Source organism: Advenella sp., from assembly GCF_052108595.1.
Classification (GTDB): Bacteria; Pseudomonadota; Gammaproteobacteria; order Burkholderiales; family Burkholderiaceae_B; genus Advenella.
This window is the reverse complement of record NZ_JBQEAU010000030.1, coordinates 14,503-37,218: the sequence shown is the minus strand read 5'-3', so window position 1 is coordinate 37,218 and position 22,716 is coordinate 14,503. Positions and strand designations below refer to the sequence as shown.

Genomic DNA, 22,716 nt, shown 5'->3' with positions numbered 1-22,716 from the left:
AACAAAAAGGCCGCTTGCGAGGCGGCCTAACTGTCTGATAGTGCTTGAAAATGAACTGTGTAAAATGGTGGCTCTTCCTCGATTTGGGGGACTTGCAAATTATGATTTTGCAACGGCTTAAATAAAATATCTAATAAATTAAAGACCTACGGTGATAATCATTCCATCTGAGATTGAGAAATTAGAAAGCGATAGTTTGAAAAAATAATTCTGCTTGTTTTATAGAATATTTACAATATTTTGATTCAGAGATGCTGAGATTGCGCTTCAATAGATACATATCGACGAATTTGCTAATGGAGACTACGAGTGACTGTCATCTTTCAGGGTACCAACCTTAGATTAAATTTTCACCCTTGCAATTCTGATGTGACGTTTGTCCGGTTTGGAGACACACAACAGAACGGATATCCAATTGAAACCAGTCAATTCCCTGAATGCGAGCCAGGTACCGCATATCAGTTGGGCTATAACGAATTTATCGTTGATATTAGCGGAAATCATTGGTATCAAACCGATGAGATCATCGAAGTCATTCGACTCATCGAAGAGCATAATCCGGTTAGGGCAAAAATTGTTACTTTTGGTACTGGCATGGGGGCATACGCTGCCATCAATTTTGCTGAAATGCTGGATGTGTATAGGTATATAGCCATTTGCCCCCAATTCAGCCTGCACCCGAGCCATAGGCCATTGGAGGATAGCCGGTGGTGGGCAGAATCCAAATTACTGAATTTCAACTATGACTACATTCACAGTGGCGTGCTTCGAGATCGCCGCGGATATATCTTCTACGACAAAGCATCGTTGGACATTCATCATGCTGTTCCAATTCTGAATAATACGGCTGGGATTGGTTTTCATGTTCCATTGTTTGGGTGCGCAGGCGGTAGGGTCCTGGATCAAGCATACGGGTTAACGGAGATCATGAGGGAGGTAGCTCATGATGAATTTGACCCGATAAAATTTCATGCTGATTTTAAAGTTAAATTCGAAAACGCTGTTCCGACTCTGGTTGCACACTTGGAAAATAGTGCTGCATTCGAGAATTCGTTGAATGACGACACTCCAAAAAATCTGAAGATGAACGATGTAGTTAGGATGATAGAACAAGCATATGAGAGCGACAATGCTCAAGATAAAAGAAAAGCGTTGCTTGCGATTTCGCTAGCTGAAATTAAGGATGCGGACGTCGAGGATATCAGAACAAAAAAAATTGGTTTGCTCCTTGAATTAAATCTACAGCGTGAAGCAATCCTCGAAATTATAAATTCTAGGCTTCCTCACAAAGAAACAGCTGAGCTACTTCTATCTCAATACCAGGATCTTTCGGAGTTAGCCGCGCTTCTGCCCATGCTTAAATTCCACCCCGTCGTATTCCGAAATGCCGCGTTCAAATGCGTCAAATCGACACCGGAGCGTGCCCTGATTCTAATGAAATATGCACTTAAGTCGCGACCTAACAATCAACAAATAAAGACAAAGGTCATTGAGTATCAGAAACTTGTCGATGGGGCAAAGTAGGCGCCAAAATCTGAACCGAATGTTACGCAGAATAGAGTTGCTTAACCGACGCCTGCTGTCCTATGTCCTATACGTGAGGCAGGCGGCAGGGGTGTTTTTGCTTACATCAAGGCTTTTTGGGATAGCAAGTATCAAGGGGAGGGCGAGAATAAGCCTACTTAACAATTTTGACGGACATGGCATATCACTGCAATGAGAAGAATACAATTGCAACATGTAAAATTATATCTATAGGATATCCATGTCCATTTGGAATTCAAAGTCGGTCAGTAATGGCACGCCCGCAACGGAACACGCGTGACCATAGTGAAGATTTATGCAGATAGCAGAGTGTATCCAGTCATTGGTACCCGCATTTCCAGGTAATGAACCCTTTTTGCAGCAAACAGTGTGATTAGTGCCGGAATGCGATATGCACTATTCTGGCACCACTTTCTTGAGTCGTTTAGAGGATAAAGTCCGGCCGTATGAGTTTCGGCTTGGGATAGCGAAATAAGCTTGAGAACTACCACTGCTTGACCACGAAGTCGTGCTGGATCTTGCATGTGTAGAACTGGGTGATTGCGTCTCCCAGTGCGAGAACGACAGAAGGCTGCACAAAAGCGCAGCCTTCCTTATAGCTGGTTACTGCTTACACGAGATTTATGCTGCTTTTCGTGCTTTTTGTTGGAGGCTGGAAGTCCAATACATATGCGTGCGCAGTACAGTCAGCTCCAGTGCCATAGGGCCTTTTAATGAAGGCAACTGAATTTTAGGAATCACAGCTTCACCTGTTGTCCATCGCATTAGCATGCCGTTTATTTTTTGTGCCTCGTTAAAGCCGCTTAGTGCCGAATCATTCAGCTCAATTTCGTGGCGCATGCCGTCGACAACGAGCGCAATGCAGGATATTCCCACACCAATGACGCGGATGTCGGTGCGATCGATCACAGACGTTTCACGTACTGTCGTGGCGTTGGATAGAATACGAACATTACCCTGTAGGTCCGCAGGCAGCTCAAAGCGATAAAGTCCTTTTTTTTTCTTGCGCGGTGTCTGGGGGTTTTATGATCTGGCCATTGACCTCGATTCTCAAGTCAGTATTCGCAACGCGAACTGCATCTGTCAGTATTTCTGCGCGTTTGAGCATATCCTGGCGTATCGGTTCGATGATCTCGGGCGTGACAGGACGGTTATTAACAGATATCGGGTGAAAATCAATGTTTTTCTTGTTCGCTACCTCTGAACAATGGAATTATTCTTAAAGTATGAAAACGTGCGGCCTTTTATCAGGAATAGCAGGGCATGGAGACAGTCTATTTCCGGCACAGTGGCTCGGCCAACCGACGGAAATGACCTTGACTCCAGGGCCTGCACGGGCATGGATGGAGCCGGCCACTACCGTGGTGCAGACCAAGGAATTAATGTCTGTAGTTGGGCCTGAACTTCCGTTTGAGTAGTATGAGGTGATGCGGAATATGGACAATAGCATGTATCCAGGCGGGGATGGGAGCCAGCCTATTTAGCCCCCCAGAACTGCGGGACTTATTTGTGCCTCGGGTCTTGCACACGCTTGCGAAGTTTCACAAATAGATAGAAATTACTGCTTGACTCATACATGCGAATTTGAATACGAGTCCCAAAAGTTTTTCACTTTACGCTGTGCCGTCTTGCGAGGGTAACCATAATCAAACTGCAATATTGACACTAATTTTTGAGAATCACCGCCAATATAAGTCAATTCATCTTTTGAGAGATTAATCCAACGTTTCTTAAGGATAACTTTGAAGGCATCAGCTTTCCATTTATCTCTAAATATAATCATGGCACTGTCCTAATAGATGTAGGTTAATTCACACTACATCTATCACTCTACTCTGTTGCGGCACGAAAAGGGCCGTGCAAACATATTTCACAAATTTGTATTTTGGCTCTTTTAATACTTACATTTGATCGGTAGGTGAATTCAGACAAGTAGAGTACTGTGGGTACATGGGTTTGATTTTCTTGCCCATAGTTAAGGAGCATATATATGCTTATCGAATTAAAGTTTGCACAGCTATTCAAACCCATACAAAGAACGATAAAAAACGGATGGAGAATGTGCTTTGAGCAAGGGCCACACTACACAGCTTGCACACTCGATTTTGACCGGGGCGTATTAAAACACCGAGCGGATATTCGAGATGTTGCAGTGTGGAATGTTCGATAAAGATCTTAAGATTTTTGCGCCAGTTTACGGTGTATAAAGAATGATAAATTTTGTATGCATGGCGCACGGGATGTGCGAGCTTTTCGCATGTACCAATATTTGATAATAGGAGTATTATCATGGAAGGATTCAAAGACGCAAAATGGGATGACATCAAAGGTTCAGTCACTACTCAATGGAGTAGATTGAATGATGGTGACGTCAAGCAAATTAATGGGCATGCCGACAAGCTGGTAACAGCTATTAAAGATAAATATTCTGTGACTCAGCCAGAAGCTGAAAAGCAAGTTCAGGAATTCATCGATAAGAAGCAACCCGCAGCAGTGTAGTCTAGTGAGTTGAAAAGGCACCCTTCGGGGTGCTTTTTGTTGGGTATCAATTCTCGCGATGCCGAGTTTAGCGTGGCGGAGTTAGCGTGGGATTACTGCTGCCCAAGGCGACAAGCGCGAAATCAGTCGATCAATTTAACCCAGGACGGGACGGCGACGAATACCAGGGAGAGGACGCCAGCGAAAAAGAAAAACGATTGAACACTAGGCGCCAGGTTTGCTGCAAACCACTTCGATATTGTGTCCGTCCGGCCCGATTACAAAAGCCGCATAATAATGCGCATGGTATTGTGGCCGTAAACCGGGAGCACCATTGTCTTTTCCACCAGCCTGTAGAGCTTTTAGATAGAAAGCGTCGACTTGCTCGCGACTTTCGGCAGCAAAAGCCAAGTGAAGATGTGCAGGTTTTTCCTCGGTTTGGAACAAGCACAATGAAACGTTGCATTTCGAGCTGAGCTCTACGCCGTACGTCGGCGTTCCCTCAGACGCGACTGCTACCCCAATTGGTTCGAGCGCTTGGAGAAAGAACGCTTTGCTTGCGGCATAGTTACTGACCCCGAATTTCACATGATCAAACATCGTATATCCTGAATAGTTTACAACTACGGATTACCGTAGTGATAGAGCTTTTCAATAATTAATCACCCGCTATTTCCGTAATCCTATCATTGCTGGATCACAAAGTCATGCTTCACCTTGCGCTCGCAGCACCGAGTGATCAGGTTCCCCAGTGCCACCGAATCATATGCGGCAGTGGTCGGCGACTTTGGCTCCACGCACTCAGCGAAATTTCCCGGTAGTGGCGGGCGGGTAGATATCGAGGATTGAGCGCAACCGGCTATTAGCGTCGACGCAATCAATAGGATTGACGCGCATTTCATTTTGGTACGTCTCTTGGAATGTCGTGAGTTTGGTCTGAGTGGTATCAAGCGCGGTTTGGGTTTTCTGGCTGGCGGTCTGCAGTTCGTTGGCGGTCTGCCTGTACTGCTCCAAATCGGCCACTTTATGCTCTTGAACCGCATTGGCATGTCCTGCATGGTATTGCCACCGGCCATAACCACATGCCGCGAAGATGACGAGGCCAGTAGCGACGGCGTAGTCTTTCCACCCGGACAGAAAGCTAAAAATTGCATTCATGGATAAATCCCGGATAGAAAATGCATTCCTGGCGATCGCGCTCCTTGCGCACGACCAGGCCGTTCAGCTTCTGGCCACTGTCGTAAATCTACCGTTCAAACTCGATGGATGCGCCAATGTAAATTTCGGCGTTCAGCAGGCGCTGCAGGGTAGAAGTGGAAAACTGTGGTTCGCCAACATTGAAGACAAACGAAACGAGCGTATTGAGCCCGCCTTGTGCAGGCGGTCGATGTCTACCCTTGCAGCAGCTGCGCAGGCAAAAGGGGATAAGTGAAAGCTTAAAAAGCTGGCGCCAGCAACGAAAAATTGCTATATATCAACCATGTCAGGGTCTTGACGGTTGCCGAGGTGTGAGGAGACCCAATTGGGGTGTGTCTAAAGATTCCGGCATTCTCATTCGCTGTATCACCAAACAGCAGGCCCTGTTGGAGCAGATTAAAACGCCGTGGATGAATGATGTTTGTTCGTTTGCACTGTCTACCGACGCCAGAATGAGCGAGATCCTCAAATTAGAGTGGTCCCAATTCGATTTGGCACTGTCTATCGCACGGGTGACCGCCGATAAGGCACCGTCAGGTCGTTCCCGCTCGATTCCGCTTAATAGTGACGCAATGGCCGTACGGAAACGGCGCGATAAAAAATGGGTGTTCACCACAGATACCGGTGTGCATCCATCAGACATCAATCGGAAAGGCTTCAAGCTGACTCTCACGAAAGCCAATATTGAGGACTTTCACTTTCACGACCTGAGACATACCTGGGCGAGTTAGCACGTTCAGGCCAGCACACCGTTCTTTGTGTTGAAGGACTTGGGCGGATGGGGAGAATCTGGAAATGGCAAAAAAGTATGCGCACATGAATGCCGAGCATCTGGCACCGCACGCAGACTTGGTCAGGTTTTGGCAAAACCAGCCAGAAACGAATGCCGCAGAAACAACAAAGGCCGCGTGCGAGGCGGCCTAAGTATTTGATATTGCTATAGATTAAAACTGTGTGAATGGTGGCTCTTCCCCGATTCGAACGGGGGACCTGCGGATTATGATTCCGTCGCTCTAACCGACTGAGCTAAAGAGCCATTCTCACAGCTTTCACCTCATAAAAATGAGGTTTCATTCAAACAGACGTTGTTCCAAAAAACTGGCATGGTTGTAGTGCGATTGAATGAAGCATGAAACTATATCAGGATTTTTTTTGCTTCGCAAGTCTTTTATTGCAACGCACGCAGGATTTTCTGTCCGGCGCGTCCGTCCGGCGTCAGTCCGAGCCTGCTTTGTTCCGTTTTGATCGCCTCGCGTGTCTTGCTGCCAATCAGGCCGTCTGGTTCGCCGATAGCATGGCCTCGGTTCAGCAGGGCTTTTTGCAGCGTTACACGATCAGCCCGTGACAGGCCGGGATCATCCGTGGGCCACGCGGTGACAAAGGGGCCCGCGCCGCGCAGCCGGTCGCTCAGATGCGCAATGGCCAGGGCGTAGCTTTCTGCAGCGTTGTAGCCATAAATCACATCGAAATTGCGAAATACCAGGAATGCCGGCCCGGTGGCGCCCGCTGGCGTCAGCAGGCCCGCTTTCTGGTTGCCCGAAACACGCGCATCCAGCGGCTGGCGGTCTATGGTCGTGACGCCCCGCGCCGCCCATGTCGAGATGGATTTTTTGTTGCGCCGACCTTCACCCGCTGTGTTCATGCCGGCAGGCAGGCGCACTTCGAACCCCCAGGGTTGCCCCGTCTGCCAGCCACCCTTGGCAAGAAAGTTGGCGGTCGATGCCAGCGCATCGGCAGAGTTGTCCATCAGATCGCGGCGCCCGTCACCATCGAAATCCACGGCCAGTCGCTCGAAGGTCGAGGGCATAAATTGTGTGTGCCCGAAAGCACCGGCCCAGGAGCCGACCAGGCGTTGTGGCTGGATATCGCCTGATTGCAGAATCCGTAGCGTGGCAAAAAACTCTTTTTGAAAATAAGCCTGTCGACGTCCATAACAGCTGAGCGTGCCCAGCGCCTGCACCAACGGATATTTGCCCTGTGTCTGCCCGAAGTTGCTTTCCACGCCCCAGACCGCCACGACGGTTGCGGGATCTACACCGTATTGTGCAGAGACGCGTCGCAATACATCGGCATGGCGGGTCAGGTTACTTTTGCCTTCGCTGACCCGTTGCTCATCGACCAATCCAGCCAGGTAGTCCCAGATCGGCTGGCGAAATTCCGGCTGGTAATTGAGCTTGTCCAGAATGCTCATATCTGGCGTGACGCCCTGGGTAAACCGGGCAAAAGATTGCGCGGAAATACCGGCGCGTGCCGCCTGTGGCTGCAGCTTTTGCATACATGCAGCAAAATCGCCACCGCTTTGCGCAAACGCTGCGCCCGGTATGCCAATTGTCAATAAGACGGTAAGCCGCTGCAGTGAGCGAAACTGAGAACGGCGCAAGCGGCTGATAGGCATGAATACGGCTCCTGATGATGATCAAATCGTGTAATGGATTGAAGTCAAATTCTAACGTATGTGCCATTTTGTTTGTGATTTCATGTGTTTGGCGGAAAACATGGGTAAAATTGACCGCAGTTCGTTAGAATCAGTATCCATAATCCTATTCACTCGTTGAGATTGCATTGTATGAAGTTGAAAGTATTGGCAACGGCTCTGGCACTTCTGGCTACTTCGGCCTGTGTATATGCCGACTCAGAAGCGCTGAACCGTATCGAACGGCTTGAGCAGTCGCAATCCACGCAGCATCAGCTGCTGGTTCAAAACAGCAGTCCTTCGGCCAATGCTTCTAAAGCGCCGGCCCCGCAGAAGAAGCCTGAAAAAAAAGCGCTGGAACCAACAGTTGATCAGGCCAAGGCGGCTATTATCGTGGCCAATATCCTGACACGCTTTGAGTATGACAAGAAGCCGCTGGACGAAAATATGTCGCATGCGGTGTTCAAGGAATACCTCAAAATGATGGATCCGGCAAAGCTGTATTTGCTCAAGTCGGACATCGACGAGTTCGAACCGGTGCGTCAGAACATTCATACTATGCTGATGACCGGTCGTCTGGCGCCGGCGTTTGCCATGTTTGAAAAGTATCGCGATCGTGTCGAACAGCGCTTCGATCATGCTCTGGCCTTGCTGGATAAGCCTTTTGACTTTGACATTGAAGAGTCCTTCAATCTGGATCGCAAGAAAGCCGAATGGGCAAACTCCGAAGAGCAGATCAACGATTTGTGGCGCAAGCGGATCAAGAATGATTATCTGCGTTTGAAACTGGCCGGCAGTAAAGACAGCGTCATTGTCGAGAAACTCAAAAAGCGCTATATAAACAATCGCAACCAGATCATGCGCATGAACGGCGAAGACGTTGCCGAGATGTTCCTGAATGCCTACGGAAACAGTACCGATCCACATACGTCATATTACAGCCCCAGCTCTGCAAAAAATTTCGACGTACAAATCAGCTTGTCGGTTGAGGGCATTGGCGCAGTCTTGCAAAAACGCGATGAATACGGACAGATCCGTGAGGTGGTGCCGGGCGGCCCGGCAGCCAAATCCGGCAAGCTCAATCCCGGTGACCGCATTGTGGCCGTTGGCCAGGGCGAATCGGGTCCCATGGAAGACGTGGTCGATTGGCGCCTGGATGACATCGTCAAGCTGATTCGCGGCAAGCGCGGCACAACCGTGCGTATCGAGATCATTCCGGCCGAAAGGGGTATGGAAGGCAAGCACACCACTGTTTCCATCGTTCGTCAGAGAGTAACAATGGAAGATCAGGCAGCTCGCTATCGAATCTATGAAGCGGGCGCCGAGGGGGAAAAGCGCAAGGTCGGCATCATCACGATCCCCAGCTTCTATGAAGATTTTGATGCGAAAGCGCGGGGCGAAAGCAATTACAAAAGCGTGACCCGTGATGTCCGTGTGATTCTTGAAAAACTTGAAAAGGAAGGCGTGGATGGCGTTCTGCTGGATCTGCGTAACAACGGTGGCGGTTCGCTGAGCGAAGCGGCTAACCTGAGTGGCCTGTTTCTGGGTGGCCCCAATCCGATTGTGCAGGTCAGCACTGCCGAGGGAACCACGTCCAATGTTCGCAGTGCAACGGGCAAAATCGTTTGGAACAAACCGGTAGGGGTTATGGTCAATCGCATTTCGGCTTCTGCATCGGAAATTTTTGCCGCTGTGATCCAGGATTATGGCCGCGGTGTCGTCATTGGCGACCCAACGTGGGGTAAAGGTTCCGTACAGACCATTCGTGGCCTGGATGAATTCCTGCGTCGACATGAAGGCGAGGAGCTGGGTTCGCTCAAATGGACCATCCAGAAATTTTTCCGCGTCAACGGCAGCTCCACGCAGGAAAAGGGTGTCGTGCCCGATATCGTGTTTCCATCGGCCTTTGACCCGACCGAGTTGGGCGAGTCCAGCTACGAGAACGCCATGCCGTGGAGCAAGATCGCCCCGACCAAGTACAGCGGATACGATTCGCTTGCAGAAAAAATCGGGCCGCTCAAAACCATGCACGAGCAGCGTACGCAGCAATCGGATAACTGGAAGCTGTTGCTTGACGAGCTGGCATACGCCCGCAAGACATCCGATAAGAAAGTTATTTCACTGCGTTATGCCACGCGTTTGGAAGAGCGCGAAAAAATGTCCATGGAGCAATCACAGTTTGAAGAGCGCCGTAAAAAACTGGGTGAATCCGATGTTAATTCGTTCCGCCTTGATGATGGCCTGGCGGCAGGGGAAGGCAACCTGACCCAGGAGCTTGCGGATGAGAAAAAACGCAAGGAGAGCCTGGATATTGCTATCAAGGAAGCAGCCAACATCGTGGCGGATCTGGCAAAACAGAAGCAATCCTTCGGCGCATCAGGTTACAACGATTCACAACTCGCGCAGACAGACATATCGCATTTACCCGTACGATATGTTTGTTTTTGCAATCGAGCAGGCAGATACCCGTGCTGATTCCGTTTACAAAGCTGATGCAGTGCGCATTCATCGTGGCTATGTTGGATGCCTTTTCCCCGGACGTGGCTCACGCCCAGGAACCATCTACACGCCCCGCGCTGACCGTGACGGTCCATACGGTCAATGCCGCACAGATCACCCCTGGTTTCTGGGCAACCGGAAATATTCGCGCCTGGCATGACGCCAGCGTCAGTGCCCAGACTAACGGTCTTCGGCTCAAAGCCCTGTACGCCGATGTGGGTGACCGGGTCAAAGCTGGGCAGATGCTGGCCGAGTTTGAAGACACCTCCAGTCGCGGCGATCTGACCCAGGCCGAGGCGCGCTTGCGGCAGGCCCAGGCTTCACTGGATACGGCAAAGCGCAATGCGGACCGTATCCGAAAAATCCGCGGCAGCGGCGCTATTAGTCAATCCGAAGTCGATCAGGCCCTGTCGGGTGAGAAAAACGCCATGGCAGACGTAACTGCGGCCAAAGCGGCGCTGCAAACCCAGGTACAACGCAGCTCCTATACGAAATTGCTGGCGCCCTCCGATGGCGTCATCTCTGTACGTAATGCAGTCATCGGTGCTGTCGTCAACCCTGGGCAGGAAATTTTTCATCTGGTTGTCGATAACCGCCTGGAGTGGCAAGCCCAACTGGGTATGCGCAATCTCATGCAGGTTAGCGAAGGGATGCCGGTGCAGGTGGTTTTGCCAAATGACCGAAAGGTGGCAGGTAAGGTGAGGCAGATCGGGCCCACGCTGGATGAGCAGACGCGCCAGGGCATTGTTTACGTTGATCTGGCATCCGACCCGCAATTGCGGGCGGGCATGTTCCTGCGCGGCCGTTTCGAACTGGCACCCAAACAGGGGCTGACCGTACCACGTCAGGCGCTGGTGCTGCGCGACGGATTCAATTTTGTCTTTGTGCTTGAGAACGATAACAAGGTCGCGCAGACCAAGGTGCAAATCGGTGGCGCTGCCAACAATACGATAGAGGTCACAGCGGGCCTGCGCGACGGGGACAGGGTTGTGACCCAAGGCGCGGCGTTTCTGAATGACCAGGATACGGTGCGGGTGGTCGAAGCGGCTACGCAGCAGCCGGCCACCGGCGAGATCCGTGAATCAGCGCCGGGCGGCGCACCGGATTCTCAGACTGAAGCCAAAGCCAGTCCCGCCGGGAACTGAACATGAACGTTTCTGCTTGGTCGATAAAAAATCCGTTGCCCGCATGCATGTTATTCGTGCTGCTGACGCTGATGGGACTGTATTCGTTTCATGCCATGCGAATCCAGAATTTTCCCGATATTGATCTGCCCACCGTGGTTGTCACGACCGTCCTGGAGGGGGCGACGCCCAGCCAGCTTGAGAATGATGTTGCGCGCAAGATCGAGGACAACCTGGCAACAGTGCAGGGCATAGACCATGTCTTTAGCACCTTGCAGGATGGCGTCGCTACCATTACTGCGCAGTTTGAACTGGAAAAACCGATACAGGAAGCGGTCGATGATGTGCGCTCATCGGTTGCATCGGTGCGCAATGAGTTGCCAGCTAACACCGAGGAGCCCATCGTAACCAAACTGGATCTGGCGCAGCTGCCGATCCTGGCATTCACCGTCAGCTCTACGCGCCGTGATGTCACGGATGTGTCCTGGCTTGTGGACAATACCATTGCTCGCAAACTGCTCACTGTCTCTGGCGTTGGCAAGGTCAGCCGGGTTGGCGGGCGCGACCGGCAGGTTCGCGTAGATATGGACCCGGTATTGTTGCAGGGGTTGGGGGTGACGGTTGCTGATGTCTCCAGGCAGCTTAAATCGGTGCAGCAGGAGCAGTCGGGGGGTAAGGCTGAGCTGGGTCTTCAGAAGCAGCCCATTCGTACGCTGGGTGCTGTAAAAAGCGCGGCAGAGCTTGAGGATCTGCGCATTCCGCTGAGCAACGGCAAAGTCATTACACTGGGCGAAGTGGCCACCGTTCGCGACAGTTTTGCCGATCCGGTCACTGCCGCATTTCTGGATGGCAAGCCTGTTGTGGCATTTGAAGTGGCCCGCAGTCGCGGAGCTGGGGAAGTGGATGTCGGGCGAGGCGTGATGCAGGCGCTGGAGCAGATCAAGGCCCAGTATCCCGATCTGACGCTCCGGACGGCATTCGATATGGTGGAGCCTGTCCAGTCTGAATACGACGGGGCGATGCACATGCTGTACGAGGGCGCGCTGCTGGCGGTGCTGGCCGTTTGGCTGTTTTTGCGAGATATCCGGGCAACCTTGGTGTCGGCCGTCGCTTTGCCCTTGTCCATCATACCGGCGTTTGTTGGTATGTATTTTTTTGGCTTTACCATCAATGGCGTCACGCTGCTGGCCTTGTCGCTGGTGGTCGGTATTTTGGTGGATGACGCGATTGTCGAGGTTGAGAATATCGTGCGGCACCTGCAGGCGGGTAAATCTCCCTACCGTGCTGCAATGGAGGCTGCCGATGAAATTGGCCTTGCCGTCGTGGCCACCACTTTTACCCTGATTGCCGTGTTTTTGCCAACGGCGTTTATGAGCGGTATTGCCGGCAAGTTTTTCAAGCAATTTGGCTGGACGGCCGCCATGGCCGTCTTTGCCTCCCTGGTTGTTGCCCGCATGCTCACGCCCATGATGTGTGCATACATTTTGAAAGGCAAGAAACAGGCACCCAAAGATCCGGGATGGATGAGGCTTTATATGACGTGGGTGGACCGCTCGCTGCGTCATCGATGGGTTACCGTAGTGATCGCTGGGCTATTCTTTGTTGGTTCGATCGTTATTATTCCGCTGCTGCCAACGGGCTTCATGCCTGCCGATGATCTGTCCCAGACCCAGGTCTATGTGGAAATGCAGCCGGGCACGTCGTTGGTACAAACCGAGAAGACGGCCGAGCAGGTGCGCCAGCTGGTCATGGAAAATCCGTCGGTGCTCTCGGTGTATACCAGTATCGGTGGCGGAGCGGCGGGAGGCGACCCGTTTGCCGGCGGCCAGACCCAGGAAGAGCGCAAGGCCACGCTGACCGTGCTGCTGCAGCCGCGTAACGAGCGCCCGATAAAGCAGGAGATTGAGGCTGATATTCGCAGGCGTCTGCAAGTGGTTCCGGGCGTGCGCCTCAAAGTGGGGCTGGGCGGTTCCGGCGAGAAATATATGCTAGTGCTCTCAAGCGAGCAACCCGACGTCTTGATGCAGACTGCGCTGCAGGTTGGGCGGCAACTGCAGTCCATTGCGGGCCTGGGCAATATCTCTTCGTCGGCCAGCCTGATACGCCCGGAAATACAAGTGCATCCGCGTTTCGATGAGGCGGCGCAACTGGGTGTTACCAGTGCCGCGATGGCAGATACCCTGCGTGTTGCCACGGCCGGCGATTTCGAAGTGGCATTGTCCAAGCTCAATTTGGATCAGCGCCAGATCCCGATTGTCGTTGCGCTGGAAAAATGGGCAATCAAAGACCTGGACTTTATCGAGAATTTGCGTGTGCCTGGCGCAAACGGGCCCGTGCCGCTGAGCAGCGTGGCCGATGTGCGTCTGGGTGGTGGCCCGGCGGTCATTAATCGCTATGATAGAGCCCGCAATATTACGTTTGAAATTGAGCTTTCAGGGGTGGCGCTGGGCGATGTTGTCAAGCAGGTCAGGCAATTGCCTGCCATGAAAGCGTTGCCCGCCAGCGTGTCAGTCATCGATATCGGCGATGCAGAGGTTATGGAAGAGTTGTTCCAGAGTTTTGGGCTGGCGATTGTCATTGGGATTGTCTGCATTTATATTGTCCTGGTGCTGCTTTTCAAGCAGTTTCTTCAGCCTTTGACTATCCTGGCTGCGTTGCCGCTATCGCTGGGCGGTGCGTTCGTGGGGCTGCTGTTGGCCGACAAGAGTTTTTCCATGCCGTCGCTGATCGGCCTGATCATGCTCATGGGTATCGCGACAAAGAACTCGATTTTGTTGGTCGAATATGCCATTCTGGCGATAAAAGAAAAGGGCATGACGCGCCTGGAAGCGCTTCGGGACGCCTGCCACAAACGGGCACGGCCGATTTTGATGACTACCCTTGCCATGGGCGCTGGCATGGTTCCGTTGGCGGTCGGCTGGGGCTCTGCAGACCCGGCCTTTCGTTCACCCATGGCCATCGCCGTGCTGGGAGGCCTGATCACGTCCACATTTCTAAGCCTGCTGGTGATTCCTGCAGTGTTCCTTATTGTTGACGATGTGAGTAATTTTTTTCGGCGCCATACCGGCAAATTATTCAATGACCCGGAGTGAAATGCAGTAGCCGCAGTCCATGTGGCAGTTGCAGTGCGATAACGAGGCCCGGCGGCTTGGTGCCCCAGGTACAACAGCGGCAGCAGGTGCCAGGATTGGCAACGGGCAATACGATAGGTGGATGACAAAGGTGACTGTACAATGAAAATTGTGCTTTTCGGGAAAACTGGTCAGGTGGGGCGGGCCTTGCAATCGGCGCTGGCGCGGTCAGGACAGGTTATCGCGCCTGACAGGCCTCAGCACGGGTCCGGGCTGAGGGCAGTTGCGGTCGAGCGTGCCAGCCCGCATGGGTTGTGGCAAGCTGATTTCCTGGACCCGACACAATTGTTCGAGCACACGCTTGCCCTGTCGCCCGATGTGATTGTTAATGCGGCCGCCTACACGGCAGTTGATGAGGCCGAGCAATATCAGACCACCGCCATGTTGGTGAACACCGAAGCGCCGGCTGCGTTGGCACAGGCGGCGGCCCAATGTGGCGCCCTGTTGATTCACTATTCCACTGACTATGTTTTTGACGGCACGGGAACACGGCCCTGGGCCGAGACCGATATTGCCCGGCCGGCCAATATTTATGGACGCAGCAAACTGGCCGCAGACCAGGCTATTGCGCGCAGTGGCTGCAGGTACCTGATCTTTCGCACCAGTTGGGTATTTAGCCGTCAGGGCCGGGGCTTTTTGCAGCAGATGATGCAAATGGGCATGAGCCGTTATTGCGTGCGTGTGGTGAACGATCAGATCGGCGCGCCGACCAGTGCATGCCTGATTGCCGATATTACTGCAGCGGCAATTGATAAATATCGTCGCCATCCTGCAGCCATTGAAGATGGTTTATATCATTTGGCCGCCAGCGGACAGACCAGCTGGTTCGACTATGCCTGCCATATTTTTGCACGCATGCGGACTAACGGGCTGGATCTGGCGCTTGATCGCGTCGTGCCAGTCAGTACGCTGGAATACAGCAGCCCTGCGCGACGGCCTTTGAATAGCAGGCTGGACACCGGCAAGCTGGCTGGAGCCTTCGGCCTGTCGTTGCCCTGCTGGCAGCAGGGCGTTGACGCTACTGTGGACGCGCTATGCGAGGGCGCCAAGGACGGTCATTTCCTATCTTGAGGAGTGACCTGCAACAGCCGGCTTCAGGTCATAGAAAATCTTGCTCGCGTCAATAAATTTGTAAAGCATGCTCTCGATACAGGCCGCTTGTCCCTGCTGGTTAAGCTTATGCATGGACTCGAGCATCTCCTGCAATAAAGCAATAAAAGACGGCACCAGCGCCGTATCCATGCTCCAGTAGCCATTGGAAAACTGCAGCGCCAGCGCACCGGCTGCATTGGCGGCCAGTGTTGCGTTGGGAAACACGTAGCGCCCCTGGGCGCTGTCGGCAAAGTGCACGGTATCGGTTGGAGCTGACACCAGCTGTATGCCAGGTGACATTTTGAATACTCTTTTGAATGGTTTGTACAGGTCATGGTGTTGCCCGACTTGCAGAAACCACAGCAGGCAAGTCAGTTCACTGAAGGCGGCAATCGCCTGATTGCTGCCCAGATTGCGATCAAAGCCCTGAATCTGTTCGTTGGCCGCGTAACTCATGAGATAGTCCACTTGCTCGATCAAGGCATCATGCTGTGGCTGGGACAAGGGATAGGCAGAATACTCCACGAGCGCAATGCGCGAGCCGGGCGCGTGGGTATTGATGCTGCTGATCGTGGCCAGCAGGTTGTCATAGCGTTGCGCCGACTGGTTACCGGTGGCATGTGGCTGGCCGTTACCGTGGGCACGGTCGCCCGATGTGCCGTTGCCGGCCGGATCGCCGGCTTGTTGCTGGTCTGCGCTGCCAGCATAAGGCGCGTTGGTGGCGCTGGTAATAATGAAAAGCGCGTTTGTGCTAGTATCTGTCATGAGTAAGTGCTCCGCAAGCCATTGCCCGGAATAATGCCAAGTAAACCGGCTATTTTAGCAAGTTACGCAAGCTTGGGCGGCCCCAGTGCAGCCGTTGGGTAAATGGGGATCCCTTGAACACTTTTCCTGCACTAGTCGGTACTTATGACGCCACTCCCGGAATTCTTTTTTATATGAACGATATCAGCCAGATCGAAAATCGTGTGCGCCGCTGGCTTGAAAAAGCGGTCATCGGCCTCAATCTTTGTCCTTTCGCCAAAAGCGTCTATGTGAAAGACCAGGTGCGGATCGCCATTTGCCAGGCGCAGGACAGGCACGCGTTAACGGCGCAGCTTTACGAGGAGTTGCGGTGGTTGGCGAACACGCCGGCGCAGCAGACAGATACCACATTGCTGGTCGTGCCCTGTATGTTCGAGCAGTTCAGCGATTTTAACGACTATCTGGATATTGCCGAAGCGGTGCTCGATGAACTGGAACTGGTCGGTGAAATACAGCTTGCCAGTTTTCATCCTTTTTACCAGTTCGCCAATACCGAGCCGGACGATCTGAGCAACTATACCAACCGCGCGCCGTATCCGATTTTGCATCTGTTGCGCGAAGACAGCCTGGATAAGGCGGCGGAGCAGTACCCGGATGCCAGTGTGATTTTCCAGCGCAATGTCGCGGTGGTCCAGGAACTGGGCGTCGATGGGTGGCACCGGCTGCTGCAGGATGATCAGGAGTAACCTGTTGAAATGCAATAGCTTTTCTAGTGCTTGTAGTATTGTGAATTGCCCACAGTTTGTGGTATTATGTAATCTAAGCTGTATATCTGGTTGACTGAATGTTTTCTGGACGCGGGTTCGACTCCCGCCGTCTCCACCAACAGCGTATTTGTGTTAGTGCATTTGCTGCGATATCCGCAAGGCCGGTTCAAGTATGCTGCTGATGGGGACGCCATGGTTTCGACAGGAAAAGATAGGAAGATCGGCAGCCGGTAGGCGATGACCGTAAATCAAGCAAAACCTTTAAATGCAAATGACGAAAGTTACGCATTAGCAGCCTAATACTGGCTAGCTAGGAGCTTTATCCACTTGGCAACAGAACGGATAAAAAAGGGAGCTTCGGCTCCCTTTTTCATTGCGTGGCAAATTTGTGCTGTGGTGTTGGCTGTCACGGCGCAGCGACACATTGCCGGCACCACCGCATCCCGTCATACCAGAGGCCTGCTCTCTAGCGGATTTCGTAAAGATAAAGTTCAACCCGCCGATTTACGGCGCGTCCCTGCGCCGTCGTATTGCTCATTAGCGGGTCAATTGATCCCCGGCCTTCGAGCTCGATCAGCACACTTTTCACATTGCGTTGAATAAGATAATTGGCCACGGACGTGGCCCGAGTGATCGACAGTGTCTGATTGGTAACCGAGTCTCCCTGAGAGTCTGAGTGTCCGACTACCTTGATGCGCAAGTAGGGCGACTGGTCAAATGCGCCTGCCACCGCGTTGAGCACCGGCTTCATCTTGTTGTTCAGGCGCGCGCTGCCGCCACGAAAGGTCGTTCCTCCGGGTAAAATCACGCGCAGGCTGCCATCGCGCACGCGGTTGACCTGGATCCCCAGATTTTGTGTATCGGAGGCACGGATCTGCCCGATAAGTTCATTCCAGTTGCTCGGGGTGGTCACGCTGCGCTGTGTCACTGGCAGTCCGCTGGTGTCAACGGCAATGCCGCCGCCCGGATTCTCAATGCCGCCATTGCTGAACGAGGCACAGGCCGATAGCAGCAATCCCGCCGTGGCCATCACCGTGGCCCGTATAAACGTGCTCAGTTTCATGATTTTCCTATACTTGCCTGTTCTTTGATTTTTACGACGGCATCCCACACATCTTCGGGCAGTAGTGCAATTTGGTCAGCATCCCAGGCCTTTACTTCATTGGCATCCACACAATAGCCATAAGCGGCGGCAACGGTTGGCATGCCAGCTGCCTTGCCTGCGATGATATCACGTTCGTCATCACCTACATAGATACAGGTTTCGGGTGCAACCCCGGCCAGTTTTGCGGCGTGCAGCAGCGGCGCCGGGTGCGGTTTGGAATGTGCAAGCGTATCACCACAGACATTGGCTGCGCTACGATCGGTCAATTGCAGATAATCGAACATTGGCAGCGACAGCGCTTCGGCCTTGTTGGTTACGATACCCCAGCGCAGACCTGAATTTTCCAGCTTGCCGAATAACTGCTCAATACCCGGAAAAAGCGTGGTGTTGCGGGTCATGCAGGCACGGTAGTCTTCGAGAAACCGCAAGCGCGTCGGTTCGTAGTCTTCGTCGTCCGGGGTAAGCGCCAATGCCACCCGCAGCAGCCCGCGCGCGCCCTGGGATGCGACACAGCGCAGCATCTCGTATGGCAGTGGCGCCATTCCCCGATACTGGCGCTGCAGATTTGCAGCGTGCGCCAGGTCAGGGGCGCTGTCGGCCAGCGTACCGTCAAAGTCGAAAAGTACAGTGGTGATCATTTGTAGGTCGCCATCAGATAGTTGACCGATGTGTCGTTGCTCAGGGAGTAGACATCGGTAATAGGGTTATATTGCATGCCTTTCATCGACATGGGCTCAAGTCCCGCTGCGCGGGCGCTGGTCGCCAGCTCGCTCGGGCGGATAAAGCTGCTGTGGGTGTGCGTATTGCGTGGAAGCAGGTTAAGCACGTACTCGGCGCCGACGATGGCAAACAGAAACGATTTGAAATTGCGGTTCAGCGTGGAAAAAAAGACCAGTCCGCCCGGTTTGACCAGGGTGGCGCAGGCCCGGACAATGGAGCCTGGGTCAGGCACATGTTCGAGCATTTCCATGCAGGTCACGACGTCGTATTGCGCGGGCCGCTCGCTGGCGATCTGCTCTGCGCTGATGTTGCAGTACTCCACCTGCACGCCGCTTTCCAGGCCGTGCAGCCGGGCCACATTCAGGGACTTTTGCGCCAGATCAATGCCGGTGACCGAAGCGCCGCTGGCAGCCATGCTTTCGGCGAGAATGCCGCCGCCGCAGCCGACATCAATGATAGTCTTGCCCTCCAGGCCGCCGGCCAGAGACGAGATCCATTCCAGGCGCAACGGGTTGATCGCATGCAGGGGCTTGAATTCGCTGGTGGGGTCCCACCATTTTGCCGCAAGATCGCCAAATTTATCCAGTTCGGCCTGACTGGCATTGACGGGCAGGGAAGAGGGCGTGCTGGTCTGTGACATAAGCAGTGGTGGGCGGTTGTATGGTGTGTATAGGATAGTGATAGCCGCATTTTACACCACTGGCGGCCGATGGGGCAGCAAGCCCAGCCAGTCCGCCCCAGACAGTACGCCTGGAATGGGTCCTGACAGACGTAAAAAAGGCTCCTTACAGGAGCCCTTTTTACTGCTACTAGGAGCCTTTTTGCAGGAGACGCTGAAAATTAGCGGCGTGTACCTACGATTTCGATCTCTACGCGACGGTTTTTAGCACGGCCTTCGCGGGTTGTGTTTGAGGCAACTGGTTGTGTTTCGCCACGGCCGGAAGCAATGATCTGGTCAGCAGGAACACCACGGGAGATCAGGTAGTTCTTGACTGAAGCAGCACGGCGCTCAGACAGTTTCTGGTTGTATGCATTGGTACCAACAGAATCGGTGTGACCAGTAGCGATCAGAGATTCCAGGTTCAATTGAGTAACTTGCTGGGCAACTTGATCCAGAATGTTACGGCCTTCTGGTTTAAGTGTTGCTTTGTCGAAGTCGAAGAATGTATCAGCGTTGAAGGTTACTTTGTTGGCAACGACTTCAGCTTGAGGAGCGCCACAACCTTGAGCTGCGGTTGCGGGTGTCCAGAAATTGTCGCGCCAGCAGTGTTCATTCGTGCCGTTCATCCAGACCAGACCGTATGGATTAACCCAGTTATCGACGGTTTGCGCTGATGCTACACCTGACGTTGCGGCTGCAACAACGGCGAATGCCAATGCGAATTTAGAGGGTTTGTTCATGTTTCTCCTCGTTGAGCTTGATAGCTAAAAGTTGACTCGCAGCGAAACCCGCCGCAGATTGAAATTCAGGGTCAGTATAGCAACGCTTGGATATGGATTCAAAGGGTTGCACTAGTTTTCCCTTGTTCGTGGTTCAATCTTAAGCGATTTTTGAAGTCTTTGCCGAGACTAAGTCCTACATTTTTAAGGGAACTTTCCAATATTGTCTCTTATGCGCCAAATTTGTTGGATTTCAACCACAAACCCTGTTTCAAATTTGCTGCAAAAGCCCGTAGTTCGAAGCAAGCACCTGAAAGAAATGAAAAATTAAAGCCCAACACTTAAAGTAAAGTCTCAAATATATAAATCGACCATAAATGTTCGCATTACGCGCTTTTTGGTGCGCTGAACAGGCTGTAACAATGATAGAATGACGGATTCGCCCCGCGTGCGAGACCGGAAAACGCCTGCCGGATTTTCTGACGTTTGTATCACATCAAAATAAGTTATGAGTACTATGGATTCTTTTGCCAGGGAAACCCTGCCAATATCGCTAGAAGAGGAAATGCGCCGAAGCTATCTTGATTACGCCATGAGCGTAATTGTCGGCCGGGCGCTTCCCGATGTCAGGGACGGGCTAAAACCGGTGCACCGCCGGGTGTTGTTTGCCATGCACGAGCTGAACAACGACTGGAACCGGGCCTACAAGAAATCCGCTCGTATTGTCGGTGACGTTATCGGTAAGTACCATCCCCACGGTGACCAGGCAGTGTACGACACCATCGTCCGTATGGCGCAAAGCTTCTCACTGCGCTATATGCTGGTAGACGGGCAGGGTAACTTCGGGTCAGTCGATGGCGACAGTGCTGCTGCCATGCGTTATACCGAAATCCGCCTGGCCAAAATTGCGCATGAGCTGCTGGCCGATATCGATCAGGAAACGGTCGATTTTGGTCCGAACTACGATGGCAGTGAGCAGGAACCGCTGTTGCTGCCTTCACGCGTACCGAATCTGCTGATCAACGGCAGCTCGGGTATTGCCGTCGGCATGGCAACCAATATACCTCCGCACAACTTGAGCGAAGTCATCGACGGCTGCCTGTATTGCCTGCGCAACCCGGGCTGCACCCTGGATGAACTGATCGAACTGATTCCTGCTCCCGATTTCCCTACCGGCGGTATTATCTACGGTATGACCGGGGTACGCGAAGGCTACCGTACAGGACGCGGGCGTGTGGTCATGCGGGCCAAAACCCATTTCGAAGACATGGAAAAGGGCAATCGTCAGTCCATCATTGTTGATGAGCTGCCATACCAGGTCAATAAAAAGACGCTGCAGGAGCGCATTGCAGAGCTGGTCAATGAAAAGAAAATCGAGGGTATCTCGGATATCCGCGATGAGTCTGACAAGGACGGCATGCGCCTGGTCATTGAACTGAAGCGCGGCGAAGTCCCCGAGGTCATTCTGAACAATCTGTTCAAGCACACGCAATTGCAGGATACCTTTGGTATCAACATGGTTGCGCTGGTGGAAGGGCAGCCGCGACTGCTTAATCTGAAGCAGATGGTCGAGTACTTTCTCAGCCATCGCCGGGAAGTGGTCACGCGTCGTACGGTATTTCAGTTGCGCAAGGCGCGCGAGCGTGGACATTTGCTGGAAGGCCTGGCCGTTGCGCTGGCCAATATCGATGAATTCATCGCAATCATCAAGGGTGCGCCTACGCCGCCTGTCGCCAGACAGGAACTGATGGCGCGCAACTGGGATTCTTCGCTGGTGCGCGAATTGCTGCAACGGGCAGACGATGGCAGCGTACTGGGCGGCAGTGCCGCCTATCGTCCGGACACCCTGGCCGATATTTTCGGGTTGCAGGATGATGGGCTGTATCGTCTAAGCGACGTCCAGGCACAGGAAATCCTGAATATGCGTCTGCAACGCCTGACCGGGCTGGAGCAGGACAAAATCGTTAATGAATACCGTGGCATCATGGACACCATTTCCGATTTGCTGGATATCCTGGCCAAACCCGAGCGGATTACCGCGATTATTTCTGACGAGCTGGTTGCCATCAAGGCCGAGTTCTCAACCAATGCCAAAGATGTACGGCGCTCCGAAGTGGTCATGAATGCGACCGAGCTGGATACGGAAGACCTGATTACTCCTGCAGACATGGTGGTTACGCTATCCAATAGCGGTTATATCAAAAGCCAGCCATTGTCCGAATACCGAGCCCAGAAGCGGGGCGGTCGCGGCAAGCAGGCGACGGCCATGAAAGAAGACGATTGGATTGATCAGTTGTTTATCGCGAACACGCATGATTTTCTATTGTGTTTCTCTGACCGCGGGCGGGTGTACTGGCTCAAGGTCTGGGAAGTGCCTCAGGGCACACGCGGTTCCCGCGGACGCCCGATCGTTAATATGTTCCCGCTGATAGACGGCGAAAAAATCACGGTTGTCCTGCCGGTACGTGAGTTTTCCGACACAAGCTTTGTGTTTATGGCAACCTCTCGCGGCACAGTCAAG

Annotated in this window: 20 protein-coding genes, 1 tRNA gene and 1 other RNA gene; 10 read left to right on the top strand and 12 right to left on the bottom strand. The window is 52.8% G+C overall.

What is annotated here, in order from left to right; translation table 11 throughout:
* Window positions 1-309 precede the first annotated feature (309 nt).
* Entirely contained in the window at window positions 310-1,524 is a 1,215-nt protein-coding gene (locus tag ACTIKR_RS07605) for a hypothetical protein (protein WP_442327521.1), read from the top strand.
* Window positions 1,525-2,166: 642 nt separating this feature from the next.
* On the opposite strand, the gene ACTIKR_RS07600 is transcribed toward ACTIKR_RS07605, so the two are convergent.
* Window positions 2,167-2,454: a hypothetical protein gene (locus tag ACTIKR_RS07600; RefSeq protein WP_442327520.1), complete on the bottom strand. Its 288-nt coding sequence runs from the start codon at window positions 2,452-2,454 to the stop codon at window positions 2,167-2,169.
* Between the two features lie 661 nt (window positions 2,455-3,115).
* The gene (locus tag ACTIKR_RS07595; RefSeq protein WP_442327519.1) at window positions 3,116-3,328 is read right to left on the bottom strand and encodes a CsbD family protein; all 213 of its coding nucleotides are present in this window, start codon (window positions 3,326-3,328) and stop codon (window positions 3,116-3,118) included.
* Window positions 3,329-3,834: 506 nt separating this feature from the next.
* Between ACTIKR_RS07595 and ACTIKR_RS07590 the strand changes: the two genes are divergently transcribed.
* The gene (locus tag ACTIKR_RS07590; RefSeq protein ID WP_442327518.1) at window positions 3,835-4,044 is read left to right on the top strand and encodes a CsbD family protein; all 210 of its coding nucleotides are present in this window, start codon (window positions 3,835-3,837) and stop codon (window positions 4,042-4,044) included.
* 204 nt (window positions 4,045-4,248) lie between these two features.
* On the opposite strand, the gene ACTIKR_RS07585 is transcribed toward ACTIKR_RS07590, so the two are convergent.
* The 3 genes from ACTIKR_RS07585 to ACTIKR_RS07575 all read right to left on the bottom strand — a co-directional run bounded on the left by ACTIKR_RS07585 (window position 4,249) and on the right by ACTIKR_RS07575 (window position 5,437).
* The gene (locus tag ACTIKR_RS07585) at window positions 4,249-4,623 is read right to left on the bottom strand and encodes a VOC family protein (protein ID WP_442327517.1); all 375 of its coding nucleotides are present in this window, start codon (window positions 4,621-4,623) and stop codon (window positions 4,249-4,251) included.
* A 201-nt stretch (window positions 4,624-4,824) separates the two neighbouring features.
* Window positions 4,825-5,181, bottom strand: a complete 357-nt coding sequence (locus ACTIKR_RS07580; RefSeq protein WP_442327516.1) for a hypothetical protein — start codon at window positions 5,179-5,181, stop codon at window positions 4,825-4,827.
* Window positions 5,182-5,269: 88 nt separating this feature from the next.
* Window positions 5,270-5,437: a glycoside hydrolase family protein gene (locus ACTIKR_RS07575; RefSeq protein WP_442327525.1), complete on the bottom strand. Its 168-nt coding sequence runs from the start codon at window positions 5,435-5,437 to the stop codon at window positions 5,270-5,272.
* Window positions 5,438-5,552: 115 nt separating this feature from the next.
* Here ACTIKR_RS07575 and ACTIKR_RS07570 point away from each other — a divergent pair, with 115 nt between their 5' ends.
* Window positions 5,553-5,951 carry a site-specific integrase gene (locus ACTIKR_RS07570; RefSeq protein ID WP_442327515.1) on the top strand — a complete coding sequence of 133 codons (399 nt, stop codon included), beginning with the start codon at window positions 5,553-5,555 and terminating at the stop codon, window positions 5,949-5,951.
* Between the two features lie 228 nt (window positions 5,952-6,179).
* On the opposite strand, the gene ACTIKR_RS07565 is transcribed toward ACTIKR_RS07570, so the two are convergent.
* A tRNA-Met gene (locus ACTIKR_RS07565) sits at window positions 6,180-6,256 on the bottom strand.
* Between the two features lie 132 nt (window positions 6,257-6,388).
* Window positions 6,389-7,615, bottom strand: a complete 1,227-nt coding sequence (locus tag ACTIKR_RS07560; RefSeq protein WP_442327514.1) for a lytic murein transglycosylase — start codon at window positions 7,613-7,615, stop codon at window positions 6,389-6,391.
* Between the two features lie 171 nt (window positions 7,616-7,786).
* Here ACTIKR_RS07560 and ACTIKR_RS07555 point away from each other — a divergent pair, with 171 nt between their 5' ends.
* The 4 genes from ACTIKR_RS07555 to rfbD all read left to right on the top strand — a co-directional run bounded on the left by ACTIKR_RS07555 (window position 7,787) and on the right by rfbD (window position 15,458).
* Complete coding sequence (locus ACTIKR_RS07555; RefSeq protein WP_442327513.1) at window positions 7,787-10,108, top strand: carboxy terminal-processing peptidase; 2,322 nt, start codon at window positions 7,787-7,789, stop codon at window positions 10,106-10,108.
* Window positions 10,102-11,277 (top strand): efflux RND transporter periplasmic adaptor subunit, encoded by a 1,176-nt coding sequence (locus tag ACTIKR_RS07550; RefSeq protein WP_442327512.1) that lies wholly within the window; start codon window positions 10,102-10,104, stop codon window positions 11,275-11,277. Before ACTIKR_RS07555 ends, ACTIKR_RS07550 begins: the two co-directional genes overlap by 7 nt.
* 2 nt (window positions 11,278-11,279) lie before the next feature.
* Window positions 11,280-14,348 carry an efflux RND transporter permease subunit gene (locus tag ACTIKR_RS07545; RefSeq protein WP_442327511.1) on the top strand — a complete coding sequence of 1,023 codons (3,069 nt, stop codon included), beginning with the start codon at window positions 11,280-11,282 and terminating at the stop codon, window positions 14,346-14,348.
* A 141-nt stretch (window positions 14,349-14,489) separates the two neighbouring features.
* A complete protein-coding gene (gene rfbD, locus ACTIKR_RS07540) occupies window positions 14,490-15,458 on the top strand; it encodes a dTDP-4-dehydrorhamnose reductase (RefSeq protein ID WP_442327510.1) in 969 nt (322 codons plus the stop codon).
* Here rfbD and ACTIKR_RS07535 read toward each other — a convergent pair.
* Window positions 15,450-16,244 (bottom strand): hypothetical protein, encoded by a 795-nt coding sequence (locus ACTIKR_RS07535; RefSeq protein WP_442327509.1) that lies wholly within the window; start codon window positions 16,242-16,244, stop codon window positions 15,450-15,452. The two genes, rfbD and ACTIKR_RS07535, sit on opposite strands and share 9 nt — an antisense overlap.
* Window positions 16,245-16,417: 173 nt before the next feature.
* Here ACTIKR_RS07535 and ACTIKR_RS07530 point away from each other — a divergent pair, with 173 nt between their 5' ends.
* Together ACTIKR_RS07530 and ssrA are read left to right on the top strand one after the other, a co-directional pair.
* Window positions 16,418-16,969, top strand: coding sequence for a DUF1415 domain-containing protein (locus ACTIKR_RS07530; RefSeq protein WP_442327508.1), 552 nt, complete (start codon window positions 16,418-16,420; stop codon window positions 16,967-16,969).
* A gap of 26 nt (window positions 16,970-16,995) precedes the next feature.
* Window positions 16,996-17,363: a transfer-messenger RNA gene (gene ssrA / locus ACTIKR_RS07525) on the top strand.
* Window positions 17,364-17,456: 93 nt separating this feature from the next.
* Here the strand turns inward: ssrA and ACTIKR_RS07520 are convergent.
* From ACTIKR_RS07520 to ompA, 4 genes are all read right to left on the bottom strand, one after another.
* On the bottom strand, window positions 17,457-18,053 hold the full coding sequence (locus tag ACTIKR_RS07520; RefSeq protein WP_193087033.1) for an OmpA family protein: 597 nt from the start codon (window positions 18,051-18,053) through the stop codon (window positions 17,457-17,459).
* Complete coding sequence (locus tag ACTIKR_RS07515) at window positions 18,050-18,733, bottom strand: HAD-IA family hydrolase (RefSeq protein WP_193087032.1); 684 nt, start codon at window positions 18,731-18,733, stop codon at window positions 18,050-18,052. Before ACTIKR_RS07515 ends, ACTIKR_RS07520 begins: the two co-directional genes overlap by 4 nt.
* A complete protein-coding gene (gene ubiG, locus ACTIKR_RS07510) occupies window positions 18,730-19,455 on the bottom strand; it encodes a bifunctional 2-polyprenyl-6-hydroxyphenol methylase/3-demethylubiquinol 3-O-methyltransferase UbiG (RefSeq protein ID WP_193087031.1) in 726 nt (241 codons plus the stop codon). The genes ACTIKR_RS07515 and ubiG overlap by 4 nt, the downstream gene beginning before the upstream one ends.
* Before the next feature lie 200 nt (window positions 19,456-19,655).
* Complete coding sequence (ompA, locus tag ACTIKR_RS07505) at window positions 19,656-20,216, bottom strand: outer membrane protein OmpA (RefSeq protein ID WP_014750459.1); 561 nt, start codon at window positions 20,214-20,216, stop codon at window positions 19,656-19,658.
* A gap of 496 nt (window positions 20,217-20,712) precedes the next feature.
* Between ompA and gyrA the strand changes: the two genes are divergently transcribed.
* On the top strand, window positions 20,713-22,716 hold a 2,004-nt coding region (gyrA, locus tag ACTIKR_RS07500; protein WP_442327524.1), incomplete at its 3' end, for a DNA gyrase subunit A.

Excerpts from the sequence above, each read along its gene's own strand:
- ACTIKR_RS07560 (WP_442327514.1), bottom strand. The coding sequence starts at position 7,615 with ATGCCTATCAGCCGCTTGCGCCGTTCTCAGTTTCGCTCACTGCAGCGG.
- ACTIKR_RS07545 (WP_442327511.1), top strand. The coding sequence starts at position 11,280 with ATGAACGTTTCTGCTTGGTCGATAAAAAATCCGTTGCCCGCATGCATG.
- ACTIKR_RS07585 (WP_442327517.1), bottom strand. The coding sequence starts at position 4,623 with ATGTTTGATCATGTGAAATTCGGGGTCAGTAACTATGCCGCAAGCAAA.
- ACTIKR_RS07580 (WP_442327516.1), bottom strand. The coding sequence starts at position 5,181 with ATGAATGCAATTTTTAGCTTTCTGTCCGGGTGGAAAGACTACGCCGTC.
- ACTIKR_RS07515 (WP_193087032.1), bottom strand. The coding sequence starts at position 18,733 with ATGATCACCACTGTACTTTTCGACTTTGACGGTACGCTGGCCGACAGC.
- ACTIKR_RS07530 (WP_442327508.1), top strand. The coding sequence starts at position 16,418 with ATGAACGATATCAGCCAGATCGAAAATCGTGTGCGCCGCTGGCTTGAA.
- ubiG (WP_193087031.1), bottom strand. The coding sequence starts at position 19,455 with ATGTCACAGACCAGCACGCCCTCTTCCCTGCCCGTCAATGCCAGTCAG.
- ACTIKR_RS07595 (WP_442327519.1), bottom strand. The coding sequence starts at position 3,328 with ATGATTATATTTAGAGATAAATGGAAAGCTGATGCCTTCAAAGTTATC.
- ACTIKR_RS07535 (WP_442327509.1), bottom strand. The coding sequence starts at position 16,244 with ATGACAGATACTAGCACAAACGCGCTTTTCATTATTACCAGCGCCACC.
- rfbD (WP_442327510.1), top strand. The coding sequence starts at position 14,490 with ATGAAAATTGTGCTTTTCGGGAAAACTGGTCAGGTGGGGCGGGCCTTG.
- ACTIKR_RS07590 (WP_442327518.1), top strand. The coding sequence starts at position 3,835 with ATGGAAGGATTCAAAGACGCAAAATGGGATGACATCAAAGGTTCAGTC.
- ompA (WP_014750459.1), bottom strand. The coding sequence starts at position 20,216 with ATGAACAAACCCTCTAAATTCGCATTGGCATTCGCCGTTGTTGCAGCC.
- ACTIKR_RS07520 (WP_193087033.1), bottom strand. The coding sequence starts at position 18,053 with ATGAAACTGAGCACGTTTATACGGGCCACGGTGATGGCCACGGCGGGA.
- ACTIKR_RS07555 (WP_442327513.1), top strand. The coding sequence starts at position 7,787 with ATGAAGTTGAAAGTATTGGCAACGGCTCTGGCACTTCTGGCTACTTCG.